The organism is Mesorhizobium sp. B2-6-1, assembly GCF_006440475.1.
In the GTDB taxonomy this organism is placed as follows: domain Bacteria; phylum Pseudomonadota; class Alphaproteobacteria; order Rhizobiales; family Rhizobiaceae; genus Mesorhizobium.
On record NZ_VFUH01000019.1, the window covers coordinates 22189 to 36167 of the forward strand.

The 13979-nt window shown below is 63.5% G+C and carries 17 protein-coding genes; 11 read left to right on the top strand and 6 right to left on the bottom strand.

Annotated elements, in window-relative coordinates; genetic code table 11:
* Positions 1-23: 23 nt before the first annotated feature.
* Together FJ443_RS27885 and FJ443_RS27890 are read left to right on the top strand one after the other, a co-directional pair.
* Complete coding sequence (locus tag FJ443_RS27885; protein ID WP_181165418.1) at positions 24-227, top strand: NepR family anti-sigma factor; 204 nt, start codon at positions 24-26, stop codon at positions 225-227.
* 3 nt (positions 228-230) lie between these two features.
* Positions 231-782 (top strand): RNA polymerase sigma factor, encoded by a 552-nt coding sequence (locus tag FJ443_RS27890; RefSeq protein WP_140500591.1) that lies wholly within the window; start codon positions 231-233, stop codon positions 780-782.
* 71 nt (positions 783-853) lie between these two features.
* Here the strand turns inward: FJ443_RS27890 and FJ443_RS27895 are convergent, their stop codons facing one another.
* Positions 854-1303, bottom strand: a complete 450-nt coding sequence (locus tag FJ443_RS27895) for a response regulator (protein ID WP_140500637.1) — start codon at positions 1301-1303, stop codon at positions 854-856.
* A 44-nt stretch (positions 1304-1347) separates the two neighbouring features.
* Between FJ443_RS27895 and FJ443_RS27900 the strand changes: the two genes are divergently transcribed.
* The 3 genes from FJ443_RS27900 to FJ443_RS27910 all read left to right on the top strand — a co-directional run bounded on the left by FJ443_RS27900 (position 1348) and on the right by FJ443_RS27910 (position 3105).
* A complete protein-coding gene (locus tag FJ443_RS27900) occupies positions 1348-2109 on the top strand; it encodes a Crp/Fnr family transcriptional regulator (RefSeq protein WP_140584495.1) in 762 nt (253 codons plus the stop codon).
* A gap of 194 nt (positions 2110-2303) precedes the next feature.
* On the top strand, positions 2304-2630 hold the full coding sequence (locus FJ443_RS27905; RefSeq protein WP_140500593.1) for a DUF883 family protein: 327 nt from the start codon (positions 2304-2306) through the stop codon (positions 2628-2630).
* 10 nt (positions 2631-2640) lie between these two features.
* Positions 2641-3105 (top strand): hypothetical protein, encoded by a 465-nt coding sequence (locus tag FJ443_RS27910; protein ID WP_140666452.1) that lies wholly within the window; start codon positions 2641-2643, stop codon positions 3103-3105.
* A 42-nt stretch (positions 3106-3147) separates the two neighbouring features.
* Here FJ443_RS27910 and FJ443_RS27915 read toward each other — a convergent pair whose 3' ends face one another.
* Complete coding sequence (locus FJ443_RS27915) at positions 3148-4680, bottom strand: HWE histidine kinase domain-containing protein (protein ID WP_246676646.1); 1533 nt, start codon at positions 4678-4680, stop codon at positions 3148-3150.
* A gap of 158 nt (positions 4681-4838) precedes the next feature.
* Between FJ443_RS27915 and FJ443_RS31350 the strand changes: the two genes are divergently transcribed.
* Positions 4839-5012, top strand: coding sequence for a hypothetical protein (locus FJ443_RS31350; protein ID WP_181165417.1), 174 nt, complete (start codon positions 4839-4841; stop codon positions 5010-5012).
* 29 nt (positions 5013-5041) lie between these two features.
* Here FJ443_RS31350 and FJ443_RS27920 read toward each other — a convergent pair whose 3' ends face one another.
* Complete coding sequence (locus FJ443_RS27920; RefSeq protein ID WP_140500595.1) at positions 5042-5962, bottom strand: diacylglycerol kinase family protein; 921 nt, start codon at positions 5960-5962, stop codon at positions 5042-5044.
* 276 nt (positions 5963-6238) lie between these two features.
* On the opposite strand from FJ443_RS27920, the gene FJ443_RS27925 reads away from it, so the two are divergent.
* On the top strand, positions 6239-7549 hold the full coding sequence (locus tag FJ443_RS27925) for a PRC-barrel domain-containing protein (RefSeq protein WP_140517892.1): 1311 nt from the start codon (positions 6239-6241) through the stop codon (positions 7547-7549).
* A gap of 38 nt (positions 7550-7587) precedes the next feature.
* Here the strand turns inward: FJ443_RS27925 and FJ443_RS27930 are convergent, their stop codons facing one another.
* Positions 7588-9153, bottom strand: coding sequence for an alkaline phosphatase family protein (locus FJ443_RS27930; RefSeq protein ID WP_140666454.1), 1566 nt, complete (start codon positions 9151-9153; stop codon positions 7588-7590).
* A gap of 221 nt (positions 9154-9374) precedes the next feature.
* Here FJ443_RS27930 and FJ443_RS27935 point away from each other — a divergent pair, with 221 nt between their 5' ends.
* The 4 genes from FJ443_RS27935 (at position 9375) to FJ443_RS27950 (ending at position 12452) form a co-directional block, all read left to right on the top strand.
* Entirely contained in the window at positions 9375-10307 is a 933-nt protein-coding gene (locus FJ443_RS27935) for a VOC family protein (protein WP_140567470.1), read from the top strand.
* 11 nt (positions 10308-10318) lie between these two features.
* Positions 10319-10948 carry an alpha/beta hydrolase gene (locus tag FJ443_RS27940; protein ID WP_140666455.1) on the top strand — a complete coding sequence of 210 codons (630 nt, stop codon included), beginning with the start codon at positions 10319-10321 and terminating at the stop codon, positions 10946-10948.
* Complete coding sequence (locus FJ443_RS27945; RefSeq protein ID WP_140567475.1) at positions 10941-11240, top strand: GNAT family N-acetyltransferase; 300 nt, start codon at positions 10941-10943, stop codon at positions 11238-11240. Before FJ443_RS27940 ends, FJ443_RS27945 begins: the two co-directional genes overlap by 8 nt.
* Before the next feature lie 153 nt (positions 11241-11393).
* The gene (locus tag FJ443_RS27950) at positions 11394-12452 is read left to right on the top strand and encodes a dipeptidase (protein WP_140567477.1); all 1059 of its coding nucleotides are present in this window, start codon (positions 11394-11396) and stop codon (positions 12450-12452) included.
* A 5-nt stretch (positions 12453-12457) separates the two neighbouring features.
* On the opposite strand, the gene FJ443_RS27955 is transcribed toward FJ443_RS27950, so the two are convergent.
* On the bottom strand, positions 12458-12712 hold the full coding sequence (locus FJ443_RS27955; RefSeq protein ID WP_140517897.1) for a hypothetical protein: 255 nt from the start codon (positions 12710-12712) through the stop codon (positions 12458-12460).
* A 2-nt stretch (positions 12713-12714) separates the two neighbouring features.
* On the bottom strand, positions 12715-13938 hold the full coding sequence (locus FJ443_RS27960; protein ID WP_140666456.1) for an aminomethyltransferase family protein: 1224 nt from the start codon (positions 13936-13938) through the stop codon (positions 12715-12717).
* Positions 13939-13979 lie beyond the last annotated feature (41 nt).

Here is a 13979-nt window from a genome sequence, read left to right on the forward strand (position 1 = left end):
ATGGGGCTGGATTAAAGGGCGAAATGAAGGAAATGACGAAAGATGTCTTGACTGGCGCCTCAATCAGGCGCCGGAACGGCGTGGGCGACCCGCTCGGGCCGAATTCCGAAATCGGACGCAAACTCAAGCAGTATTACGACGAGCTGGTCTCCGACGATGTGCCGGATCGTTTCGCGCAGTTGCTCAGCCAACTGGAGCGGGCCGAGCCCGCACAGAAAAAGGACTGAGGCATGGCAACGGTCTCACAAGGCTTCAAGACCGATCTGCTTGGGGCAATACCGAGCTTGCGTGCCTTCGCAGTGTCACTGACGCAGAATGCCGACAAGGCCGACGACCTCGTGCAGGAAACGCTGGTCAAGGCCTGGGACAAGCATGAGAGCTTTCAGCCCGGTACCAACCTGAAGGCATGGCTCTTCACCATCCTGCGCAACGAGTTCTATTCGCAGATGCGCAAACGCGGCCGCGAGGTGCAGGACAGCGACGGCATCATGACAGCCAGGCTTGCGGTGCATCCCGCCCAGCACGGCCAGCTCGACCTCAAGGATTTCCGCGGTGCGCTCGAGCAGCTGCCCGAAGACCAGCGCGAGGCCATCATCCTCATCGGCGCCTCGGGCTTCTCTTACGAGGAGGCGGCCGAGATTTGCGGTTGCGCGGTCGGAACGATCAAGAGCCGCGTCAGCCGAGCCCGCACGCGCCTGCAGGAGATACTGAAAATCTCCGGCGAAGACGAGTACGGTCCCGATGCGATCTCAGCACAGGTCACTGGCACGGCGGCGCACTAAAAAAGCGTCGCATCGAAACGGCTGACAGAATCGCCATCGCATCCGCTCTGACTCTACGCGATGCGACGTCGTCAGGCGGGCGGGACTCGTCCGCAGGCCCGGGCCACCGCTTCCACAAGATCTTCGCCCGAATAAGGTTTGCTGACCAGCCTTATCCCTGGAAAGGCAACCTTGATCTCGTCCGCATCCGAATAACCGGAGGCAAAGACGAAGGGCACGCCCGTTTCACGCAGGCGCGATGCAAAGTCGAAAGTCGGAGTGCCCCCCAGCATGAGGTCGACGATCGCCGCATCGAATTGGGTGGCAACCTGTCGGCCATCGATCTCGGCCAGGTCACGGACAAGCACCACGTCGTCGGCGCCGTGATCACGGCAAAGCTGCTCGACATCCATGGCGATGAGAAATTCATCTTCCAGGACAAGAATGCGCAATCCGTCAAGCAAAGGCGACACAGGCAATGGCTCCTTGAAACGCAGCGAGTCATGATCGCTATTTGACGCGCTGTCATTTAAAAAAGACATGCCACCGCAGCGGCTGAGCCCGCGGCTCTCGAGGAGCGGTCGAAATGTCAATCCAGAACGGCCTTGCTTCCTCCAGCCGCCGGTACGATTGCGAGAATTGCCCACTGCGGCCGCTGCCGGGTTTCCGCAAATTCGAGAGATCGGAACTGGCCTTCATCGACAAATTGAAGAAAGGCGAGCTCGCGGTCGACAAGGGCGCAACGGTGCTGGTGGAAGGACGCCGCAGCGCCCATCTCTACACGGTGCTGTCGGGCTGGGCTTTCCGTTACAAGCTGTTGTCGGATGGCCGCCGTCAAATCCTCAACTACGCCGTCCCTGGAGATCTCATCGGGCTGCAAGGCGGCGTGATGGGCGAAATGCAGCATTCCGTCGAAGCCTTGTCGCCGATGCTGCTTTGCGTGTTCGAGCGGGAGTCCCTGCATGAGCTTTTCCGCAACCATCCGGGCCTGGCCTATGACATCACCTGGATCGCGTCGCGCGAGGAGCGGATGCTGGACGAGAACCTGCTCAGCGTCGGCCGCCGCAGCGCGATCGAGCGCACCGCCTATCTCATCGCCTTCATCGGCAGCCGGGCCAAGGCCGTTGGCCTCAATGGCGGGCGGTTCACCCGGATCGCGTTCACGCAGCAGCACATCGCCGATACCCTCGGGCTGTCGTTGGTCCATACCAACAAGACGATTCGCAAGCTGATGGATCGCAAGCTGATCGCGTGGCGCGATGGCGGCTGCGAGATCATCGATCATGAAGGGTTGAAGCAGCTTGCCGGCTGGGAGGGGCTGGGCAAGGAACGACGGCCGCTGATCTGACCGGATGCAGGAGGCCCCGTTTTGAGCTAGGGTCCAGATCGATGGAACCGGGACGGCCTCTATCCATTGGATTGAGCATGATCTTTTCGGCAAACCGACACCCGCTTTGCGGGATCATGCCCGTTTATCCGAGGGGCTCGGAACCTTGAGACATGCAGCGCGTTGAAACCAAAGCAATCACAGGGAGTTAAGCGATGGCAGCTGCCGCAGGAAAGAACGCAGGCGAAGCGCGGGCGAACTCGGACCTCGAAGCCGATATCAGGCAGTTGAAGGCCGATATCGACAAGCTCACGAAGCAGTTGGCCAAGACAGGCGAGCATGGATACGGCACCGCCCGCCGTGCCGCCGCCGAAGGTGTCGAGCATCTGCGTGCCCAAGGCGAGGCAGCCTTTGACAGCCTGCGCAGCAACACCAGGGATATAGAGGCGCAGATAGCGGCAAGCGTGCGCGAGAAGCCGGTGACTTCATTGGCGATCGCCGCCGGCGTCGGCTTCCTGTTCGCGCTCCTGGCGCGCCGCTAGTCCCGCCCAAATGGGATTGCTGGCTTCCCTTGTCTCGGGCCTGGCTTCGGGCGAAACCGTTGCAGCCATGCGCCGCGCGCGCACGGCTGCAATCGTCTATGCGCTTGCCGCGCTCGCGGCGCTGTGCGGTCTCGGCTTCCTGATCGGGGCCGGCTATATCTGGGCTGCGGGCCGCTATGGTCCGCTCGCGGCGGCGTTGGGATTCGGCGTGGGCTTTCTGATCATCGCGGGCCTGATCGTGCTGATCTATCGCTTCTCGGCCAGCTCGCGCGCACGGCGCCGGGCAGAACGGCGCAAGGCCGACATGACGGCAATCGGCGTCACCGCCGCACTGGCCGCGCTGCCGGCGCTGCTCAAGGGAAAGGGCGGCCTCGGGGCCATTCTCGGTCCCGCCGTGGCGTTGGCGGCTTATGCCATCTACCGCGAGAACGTGAAACCAGGTCCCGGCGGGCCGGCTGGCGGCGATCCTGATTGAGGCTGACCGGATGAAGGCTGGGCCCGGATTAAGGCTGGGCGGTCACTTGGAGAGATCCTCCAGCGGCATGGATATTTCGGCAAAGACGCCTTCCGGCCGGAACTCGTGCGCCACTTCGCTGGAGATGACCTTGGCCAGGCTGCGGCGGATCAGGATCGAGCCGAAACCGTGCCGCTCGGGCGGGGCAACCGCAGGACCGCCGCTTTCGCGCCAGGTCAGGACAAGGCGCCGGTCGCTTTTTCTGCCTTGTGTCTTCCAGCTCAGATCGACCTTGCCGGATGTCGCCGACAGCGACCCATATTGTAGGGCGTTGCTGGCCAGTTCGTGCAAGATCAGGCCCAGCCCCACTGCCTGGTCCGGCGACAGCAACAGATCGGGACCGGTGATCGTCATGCGCAGTTGCTCGGCGGTGTCGAAGGGCCTCACCTCGATCTGGACGAGTTCATGGATGCCGATGCCGCGCCATTCCCGGTCGGACAGCAGATTATGGGCGATGCCGAGTGCCTGGAGCCGGGCGCCGAAGGCTTCCAGGAAAGCGCTCGGCTGCCGGGCATGGCGCACGGTCTGCGTCGCCAGCGCCTGAACGGTCGCCAGCGTGTTCTTGACGCGATGATTGAGTTCGCGAAGCAGCAGCCTTTGTCTTTCCTCCCCAAGCTTGCGTTCGGATATGTCGTAATTGACCCCGAAGATCAGCGTCGGCTTGCCGTCGCCATCGCGCTCGATGACGCGGCCGCGCGTCGCCAGCCAGCGGGGTGGATGGAAGCCTTTCACGCGGTACTCGCCGAAATAGTCGTCGCCGCCGGCCAAGGCGTCGCGGAAGCGGGTTTCGGTTTGATAGACGTCGCGTGGATCTATTGCCATCAGGATGTCGCGCGCCCGCAACCGGTTCGATCGCGGCAGATTGAACAATTCCGGCAGCAAACCATCGCATTCGATCATGTCGGTGCGGATGTCCCAGGCCCAGCTGGCAAGCGATGCCGCGTCGAGCGCTATGGCGCGCCGTTTTTCTTCGCGAACCAGCGCCGCCTCGGCGATGGCGCCGCTGCGCGTCGCATCCTTCAGCGTGAACAGGCTGGCGGCTAGGCCGGCCAGCGCCTTCAACTGGTCGAGCCTGACGCGCGATGGATAGGGACGGGGCTTGCGGTCGAAAACGCAGAGCGTTCCGATCCTGGCGCCGGCGACGGTCACCGGCGCGCCCGCAAAGAAGCGGATGTGATGCTTGCCCGTGACCAGTGAGTTGGCTTTAAAACGCGGATCCAAGGTCGCGTCGGGTACCACCATCAGTTCGCCGCCCGCGGCAATCGCATGGGCGGAGAAGGAGATGTCGGTTGCGGTCTCGATCTCGTCCAGGCCGACACGCGACTTGAACCATTGCCGCTCGACGTCGACGAGCGTAACCAGCGCGATCGGTGCGCGCATGGCGGCCGCGGCAAGGCGGCTGACGCCGTCGAAGTCGGCGTCAGCCATCGTATCCAGCGCCTGCAAGCCGTGCAGCACGGCCAGCCGGCCGGCGTCGTTGACGACGTGCATTACTTCGGCCGGAAGGCCCGGCGCCAATTTCGCCGCCTTGTTCACCAGCGCCCCCAACGCTTCCTCGCGAGCCCTCCGACTTCGCCTTCCCGACTTGCCGGCGAAGGGCTTGGCCAAACGCGGAACCTTCGTAGCAAGGAACCGTTACCCGAAGATGTTTTGCCAGAGACGCTCAACGCGTCCACATCGCATCGAGGCCGGCTATGCCCAAGACCATTCCTGAAAACAAAGCGCGTCAGGGACACTGGGGCTGGCACGGCTTGCGGATCCTGATTGCGGGACTTCTCCTGGCCTTTGTCGTTTGGGGCATCGTCGAGATTTACGGCGAGTACACGAAATCCCCGACCACCGAACAAGGCAGCGCTCCGAGCGGCTAGACTTCTGTTCCTCGTCGGCTGCCCCTGCATCAGGCCGCCTTTGCCCGCATGGCGTGCCGCGGCACCAGCACGTTCAAGGCGCCCGGGTGGATTTCGATGGTAATTTCGTCCTCGAGCTTGATAAGTTCACCGTCGAGGACGGCGCGGTATTTCCTGGCCGCCGACCGGATCTTCAGCACAGCCCGCTCTGTCTGATGGATTTCGACATGTTCATTGTCACGCCATTTGCCACGCGCGACGTTGAAAAAGAACTTGACCAGTTCGGCGCGCTGCCGCGCGACGGTGACATAAATGCCGAGCACGCCGCCCGCCGGATTGTCGGCAAAGGGCAGGTGACCCTCTCCAAACAGGTTGTTGGTGACGCCGACGCCGGTGGTTCGCGCCGTGATCTCGGCCTCGCCGATGGTCAGGGTGACCGTCATCGCCGGCGGATTCTTGATCGTCTGCCAAGCCGCTTTCGCGGATGCCCGCATCTTGCCCAGCCGGGAGCCGAACTCCATGTTCTGGCGTAGCTGCACCATCTTGGCGTGCATGCCGATCGAGAACTGATGCACGAAAGGCCGGCCATTGGCGGTGGCGATGTCCACCGCCATCACCTCGCCATCGGCGAAGGATCGCAAAGCCGCATCGAGCGTCTGCGGGATGCCGAGCCCGCGCGCGAAGAGGTTCATGGTGCCTGCGGGCAATATGGCCAGCGCCTTTTTCTTGCCCATCAGCCGCGCCGCCGCCGCCGATATCGTGCCATCGCCGCCGCCGGCGAGAACCACGTCGATGCCGCGACGCGAAGCCGCGTTGTCCAATGCCGGCACGATGTCCTTGCCGGCAACCACGTCGATATCGATGGAATGGCCTGCCGCCTCCAGCAGGTCGCGCATGCGATCGCGAAAGCCATCCAGGTCGAGGGTGCGCAAGGTGCCACCGTCCCGGTTCAGCACCGCCGCAAACCGCATGTCCCCTCCGTGCTCTCAAAAAAACTCCGAGCCGGAGAAGCTCCAGCCGCCGGCTGAACGGCGCAAGTGGCAAAAAGGTTCCGGATGATGCGGCGAATTTCCCTTTGCAGCACGCAAGTTGCGAGCCGCGTGTGCGGAGAATATGCGTCCTGGCTTTTGTCGGAACAATGGGCGCAGTCACGACGTTGTGATCAGGCGAATGCCGCGTTCGCCCGTCGCCGGTGACGGCGGAGGCCGGTGCGGCATGCATGAAATCAGGCACGAGGAGACACCATCATGATCCGCAATCTTCTAGCCACGACTGCTCTTGCCATGTTCGTGGCGACGGGCGCGCATGCGCAGACAACTCCGACACCGGCTGCGCCTGGCGCGGAGCAACCCGCCGCTCCTGTGGTGCACGCCGAGGGCAGCATCGCCACCAACATCATCGGTGAATCGGTTTATAACGGCACCGGCGACAATGCCGAGAATATCGGCAAAGTAACCGACATCGTCTTCGACAAAGACGGTCAGGCCAAATCCATAGTCATCGGCGTCGGGGGCTTTCTGGGCGTCGGGACGAAGAATGTCGCGTTCGATTACGACAAGCTGCAGTGGGCCGAGAAAAACGGCGACCGCTGGCTGGTCGCCCAGACGACCAAGGACCAGTTGACGGCGCAGCCGGAGTTCGACACCAAGCCCTATGCTCCGGCACCGGCCGCATCGACAGCGGCACAGGCGCCGTCAACATCCGCGCCGAGCGATACCGCCCAGGCGCCAGTCGACATGAACGCGGCTCCGGCGGAACCGGTGAAGCGCGCCGACGGCAATCTCGCCACCAATATCATCGGTGAGAGCGTCTATAACGGGACCGGCGACGATGCGCAGAACATCGGCAACGTCAACGACATCGTCCTGACCAAGGAAGGCAAGGCGCAATCACTGGTCATCGGCGTCGGCGGCTTCCTCGGCATCGGCGAGAAGAACGTCACGTATGATTTCGGCAAGGCCCAGTGGGCCGAGAAAAACGGCGACCGCTGGCTGGTGGCCCAAACCACCAAGGAAGAGCTGCAGGCATTGCCGGACTTCAACCGCAAGGCTTATGATCCGGCTCCGGTCACGACGGCATCGAACGCACCTGCTGCGTCCACCCCGGCCGTCGCGCCGACAACCAATACGGCTCCGATGGACAAGACGGCGCAGGCCCCGTCCGCCTCGACGCCTGATGCGACCGCTCCCGACCAGACGAAGACCGCAGCGATCGACAAATCCAAACTGACCGAAATGCCTGTCGGCGAGGTCAGGGGCGACGATCTCAAGGGTACCACAGTCTATGGCGCCAACGACGTCAAGGTCGGCGAGATCGGCGATGTCGTGCTGACGCCCGACAACAAGACCGACGCGGTCATCGTGGATGTCGGCGGTTTCCTCGGCGTCGGCGAGAAGGAAGTCGCCGTCGGCATGGACAACCTGAAATTCATGACCGACAAGGACGGTAACAAATATCTCTACACGACCTTCACCAAGGAGCAGCTCGAGGCCCAGGCCGCCTATGACAAAGGCAGCTATGCGCAGAACCGCGAGCAGCAGCGGATGATCGTGAGATAGCAACAACGGCAGTAGGGCAGTAGGGCAGTAGGGATTCCCTATTCCCCTACTGCCCTACTTACATAGCCCACAACGCCATCCCTGGTCAGCTCCGCCAGCGCCAGCGACTGGTCGAGATGTTCGGCCCGCCAGGCAAGCAGCCGTTCGGCGAACTCGAGCCTGGTCGGGAGATAGGCGGGATCGGCGGCGAGATTGGCGAGCTCGGCGGGATCCTTTTCCAGGTCGAACAGCAAGGGCGGCAGGCCGCCGCCGAAATGCACATATTTGAATTTTTCCGTGCGGATCACGGCGAGATTGCACTGGCGCGAGGCATGGCCGAAATGCCGTTCGGCTTCGCCTTCCGCGATCGAACGAAAATCGAATTCCCAATGCGCGGCGTCGCGCCAGTCCGACGGCTCCTCGCCGACGATGAACGGCCGCAGCGAGTGACCGTCGAGATGCGGCGCCGGTTCGCCGCCCAGCAGGTCGAGCAAGGTCGGCAATATGTCCACCGCCTCGGTAAAGCGGTCGACGGCCACGCCTGCGGTGTGGCCGTGACGCGGGTCGCGGATGACCAGGGGGATATGATAGCTAGCGTCGAAGAAGCCGCCTTTGCCCAGCATGAAATGGTCGCCCATCATCTCGGCATGGTCGGAGGTAAGCACAACGATCGTGTCGTCCCACGCGCCCGCCGTCTTGACCGCCTGCCAGATACGGCCGAGCTGCGCATCGACTTCCGAGATCATGCCGTAATAGATCGCGCGGATGCGGCGGAAATCATCCTCGCTCCAATCATGTACGCTGCCTGCGGCGTCAGGTCGAAACTTGTGCTTTTTCTGCCTGCCGAAATCGTAGGCGAGATAGGGATGGCTGTCCGCCTCTTTCTGCCAGCCTGCCGCGCGGCGAAAGCCGGGGCCGGCGGCGGGGTCGTACATCGCGTCGTATGGTGCAGGCGCGATGAAGGGCGGATGTGGGCTGATGAAAGAGAGATGCGCGAACCAGGGCGCGGCATGCTCCTGTTCGCCCAGCCATCGGATGAATTCGCCGGCAAGAAAAGCCGTCGGCGTCTGCTCCTTCGAATAGACGGGCGGCGCAGTCGTCACGGAGCCGGCGTCGCCTGCCCCGTTCGCCGGTCGATGGATCGCGGGGGAGCCGGCGTCGGTATCGATGCCCTGCATTCCCAGCCATGACAGCCACTGCTTCTGATGCTCTGGCAGCAATTGGCGCACCGTGAAACCAGGAAGCACGCCTTCATAGCTTCGCAGCCGCGGATCAGCCGGAGCGAGCCGGCGCGGATCCAGCGATACGTCGGTGTAGCCGAACAGCGTCGGATCGTAGCCCAGCGCGCGCGCCGAAAGCGCTATATTGCCGTGACGGGCATCGAGCGGCGTGCCGTTGCGGCAAACCCGGTTATTCATCTGGTAGAGCCCGGTATAGAGGCAGGCACGGGCCGGCGAGCAGGGTGCCGCGCCGCCATAGTGCCGCTTGAACAATACGCCTTCCGCTGCCAATGCGTCGGCATTCGGCGTCTTCACCAGGGGATGGCCGGCCGCCGAAAGGCAATCGCCGCGCCATTGGTCGCAGGTGATCAGGAGAACGTTCGGACGCCTGCCTTTTCCGGTCACTGGCGATAATCCTTGGCTAATGTGCGAGCGTCGCTCATGGAACCGAAATCCCGCCCCGGCGCAAGCCTGGGCTGCTGGTGGATCGGTGAACAAACTGCTTTCGATTGTTCACTTCCAGAGTACAGTCCATCCCGTCTTTGTCGCCTTTGACGGGAACAGGCCGATGCTCATATTGGCGAGGACAGCGGCAGGGGCCGCAACAGAACAAGGGAGCAGCACTCATGCTCGATCAGATCAAGGGTTTGCATCACGTCACCTCGATGGCCAGCGATGCCCGCCAGAACAATGAGTTCTTCACTGGGAAGCTTGGCCTGCGCCGGGTCAAGAAAACGGTCAATTTCGACGCGCCCGACGTCTACCACCTCTACTATGCCGACGAGCTCGGCACGCCGGGTTCGGTGATGACCTATTTTCCGTTTCCCAATATCGGCAAGGGCCGTCACGGCGTCGGCGAAGTCGGCACCACCGCCTATTCGGTGCCGGAAGGCACGCTCGCCTATTGGGAAAGGCGCTTCGCCGAGGAAGGTATCGCCGGCCTGTCGCGCGAAGAGACCTTTGGCGAGAAGCGTCTGGCCTTCGCCGGACCGGACGGCGACGGTTTCGCGCTCGTCGAGGACAGGGCCGACACGCGCGCGCCATGGGCGAAGGGCGGCATCCCCGCCGACGAGGCGATCCGCGGCTTTCACTCCGTGTCGCTGCGCCTGAAGGATGGCGGCGCCACCGAGGAACTCTTGAAGTTCATGGGCTATGAGGAGGTCGACAAATCCGGCAATGTCCGGCGGCTGGCGATCAGGAACGGCAATGGCGCCGACGTCGTCGACATCGAATCGCTACCCGGTGCCGCCTTTGCCGATCTCGGCGCGGGCTCGGTCCATCACGTCGCTTTCGCCGTCGAGGATCGAGCCAGGCAGCTCGAAGTGCGCAAGGCGCTGATGGATACCGGCTACCAGGTGACGCCAGTGATCGACCGCGATTACTTCTGGGCGATCTATTTCCGCACGCCGGGCGGCGTTCTGTTCGAAGTCGCCACCAACGAGCCGGGCTTCGACCGCGACGAGGACACCGCCCATCTCGGTGAAACCTTGAAGCTGCCGGCGCAGCATCAGCACCTGCGGCCCTATCTCGAAAAGCATCTGCAGAAGTTGGAAGACTGAGGGGCGGGGTCATGAGCACAGACAGCTACATCCACAAGGTACTGCCCGGTTCGCCGGGCGGTCCGCTGCTCTTCGTCTTCCATGGCACCGGAGGCGACGAGGGCCAGCTCGTCTCGCTGGGGCGCGATCTCGCGCCCCAGGCAACCATCATCTCGCCACGCGGCGATGTGTCTGAACAAGGCGCTGCGCGCTTTTTCCGTCGCACCGGCGAGGGCGTCTATGACATGCAGGACCTGGCGCGCGCGACTCGGAAGATGGCGGGCTTCGTCAAGGCGCAGATAGCAGCGGCAAAACCGTCGGCGGTCTACGCTCTCGGCTATTCCAACGGCGCCAACATCCTGGCGTCGCTGCTGTTCGAAGCCCCTGACCTGTTCGACGCGGCGGTGCTGATGCACCCGCTGATCCCGTTCGAACCGGAGGTGAACGGGAGTCTTGCCGGGCGCCGCATTCTGGTGACCGCCGGCAGGCGGGATCCGATCTGTCCGCCGAACCTGACTTCGCGGCTCGAAGCCTATTTGCGCGCCGATGGCGCCGATGTCACAGTGGAGTGGCATGAAGGCGGGCACGAAGTGCGGCCGAACGAAATCGAGGCGGCGCGGCGGCTCTTTGCCGGCGTGGCCCAAGGAGTAAGTGATGCCTGACCAACTGCCGGAGATCGAACTCGAAGATCGTGGCTCCAAGGGCCGCTACGTGCTGCGCGGTCCGGGCGGGGCCGAGGCGGAGATGACCTTCACCAAGATCGGCGAGCACCAGATCATCATCGACCACACCGAAGTGCCCGACGCGTTTCGCGGCCAGGGTGCCGGGCTTCGGCTCGTCACCCGCGCCGTCGAGGACGCGCGCGCGGCGGGCAAGAAGATCATCCCGCTCTGTCCCTTCGCCAACGCCCAGTTCCGCCGTCATCCGGAGTGGGCCGACGTGCTGAAGGGGTAGGATCAGCCGGCGCTTTACCAGTCGGGACCCACGGGAGTAAAACAGTGTGATAGGCCAGCACGGCTTTGGCATTTGCACGCTCGGCCCATCTTGCCTAAGTAGATATGATATATCGCGGGCGGCGTGCGACACATCGAACCGAATGATCCCTTCATGACCGAAACCGATCTCGTTCCCGTCTTCGACGGCCATAACGACACGCTGCTCAGACTCTATCAGTCGAAAGACCCGGACGTCGAAAAGCTGTTCATGGAAGGGAAATCGGGCGGCCATATCGACCTGCCGCGCGCACGGGCCGGCGGGTTCGCCGGCGGCATGTTCGCGATCTTCCCGCCGCCTGTCGAGAGAGGCCGGCGCGGCGCTGTCCCGTCGACGCCCAGCGATGCCGAGCCTTTGCCGCCCGAACTCCCGCACAGCGATGCGCTGGCCTCGACGATCGCGATGGCTTCGATCCTGTTCAGGCTGGAACGGGCCGGAGCGCTGAGCGTCTGCCGCAATGCCGCAGATGTGCGCGGCGCCATGGTGCGCGACTCGATCGCTGCGGTATTCCATATCGAAGGGGTCGAGGCGATCGATCCCGAACTCACCATGCTCGACGTGCTGCATGCCGCCGGCTTGCGCTCGCTCGGCATCGTCTGGAGCCGCCCGAACGCTTTCGGCCATGGCGTGCCGTTCCGCTTTCCGTCCTCGCCCGATACCGGTCCCGGCTTGACCGATGCCGGCAAGGCGCTGGTCAAGGCCTGCAACCAACTCAGGATCATGATCGACCTGTCGCATCTCAACGAGAAGGGCTTTCGCGATGTCGCCGCGCTCAGCGATGCGCCGCTGGTCGCGACCCATTCCAACGTGCATGCGATCTGCGGCCACTCACGCAATCTCACCGACTGGCAGCTCGGCGCGATTCGCGAAACCGGCGGCATGGTCGGGCTGAACTTCGCCACCGGCTTCCTGCGCGAGGACGGAAAGATGAATGCCGATACCGGCCTCGACATCATGGTGCGCCACATCGATTCCCTGCTGCAGGCGCTGGGTGAGGATGGGGTTGGCCTCGGCTCCGATTTCGACGGAGCCATGATCCCGGCCGTCATTGGCGACGCCGCCGGTCTGCCGAAGCTCATCGATGCGCTCGCCGCACGCGGCTTCGGCCGCGCGCTGATCGAAAAGATCGCCTACCGAAACTGGCTGGCCATGCTGGAGAAAACCATAGGATAGGCAGGTCAGCCGAACCCCATGCGCTTCAGCCAGTCCTTGCCGACGCCGCGGTCGCGGATGATCGGCAGCGGGTTTTCCGAATCGAGCCGCGCGCAGATGCGGTAGACCTCAAGCGTCTCGGCGCTCATCTCGCCGCGCTTGTAGAAGAACATGGCGGCGGCATAGCGTGTGCGGCCCGACCATTTTTCGCCGAGTGGCGTGTTGACCAGTTCCCACTGTTCGGCCGCCTCTTCTTGCTGCTTGTCGGCTTCCTCGCCCATGGTCAGAAATCCGCCGGCGGATTGGCGGTGCGACGATCGAGCTTGATGAACGGCCGCGGCACCACCTTGGCCCGCTTCATCAGCTTTTGGTATTGCAGCTCGCGCATGGCGTAGATCTCGACCCAGAGGTCGTCGACGACAGTATCACCATGTGGTCGCGCCAGCGAAGCGATGGCGATGTTGCGCTTGGCCATCGGCGACCACATGGCGGCGCTGACCAGCCCGACCTCCTGGCTCTTCCTGTGATAGACGATGGCGTGTTCGGCCGGGATGTTGCCTTCGATCTCCAGCCCGACCAGCACATGCCGCAGCGTGCGCTTGGCGCGCGCCTCGAAGATGGCGCGACCGCCGTTGAAATGGGCCTTTTCCAGGTCGATCATGAAGCCGAGCCCGATCTCGTCGGGCATGCGCAAGCGGTCGGCGCGGATGGCGTGTTCGGCTGTCGTGAAGTCGGCATTGGCGACGATCAGCCCGGCCTCGATCCGGGCGCGGTTGAGCGCGGTATAGCCGATGGCGCGGATGCCGCGCAGTTCGCCGGCCGCCATCAGCCGGTCCCACAGGCTCAGCGCCTTGTCGACCGGCATGAACAATTCATAGCCGAGGTCGCCGGTGAAGCCGGTGCGCGAGATGGTGACGGTTTCGCCATCATGCGGGAATTCGGCGAGGTCGAATGCCTTCAGCTTTTCGACATCGGCAAAACCGGCATCACGCAGCACGGCGAAAGAGGTCGGACCTTGCAGTGCCAGGCCCGCGACGGCTTCGGTCTCTTCCTCCACCGTCACATCGAACCCGATGGCGCTGTCGAGCAGCCAAGGCAAATGCCGCTCCTGCGAGCACAGCCGGAACCGCATCGGCGAGAGCCGGAACAGCGTGCCGTCATCGAGGACGAAGCCGTCGTCGTTGCACCACGCGGTGTAATGGACGCGGCCCGGCTTCAGCCTGGTCACGGCGCGCAGCGTGACGCGGTCGAGGAAGGCCTCGGCGTCCGGTCCCTCGACGCGGTACTTGGTCATCGGCGAGATGTCGAAGAGCGCCGACTGGCTGCGAATGGCGAAATATTCGAGCTCCTCGTCCCACAGCGAATGGGGGGCGCGGTAGCCCGCCCAGTTGTACCAATCCTGGGTCTTGGCCAGAGCATCGATGCGCGGCTGGAACGGCGTGCCGAGACGCAACGTGCGGAAGTGGGATTGGGCTTCGATGCGGGCGGATGATGGTTGCTGATTCATGCTGGCGATCCTTCGCCGTAGAATGCGACTGCCGCCAACTG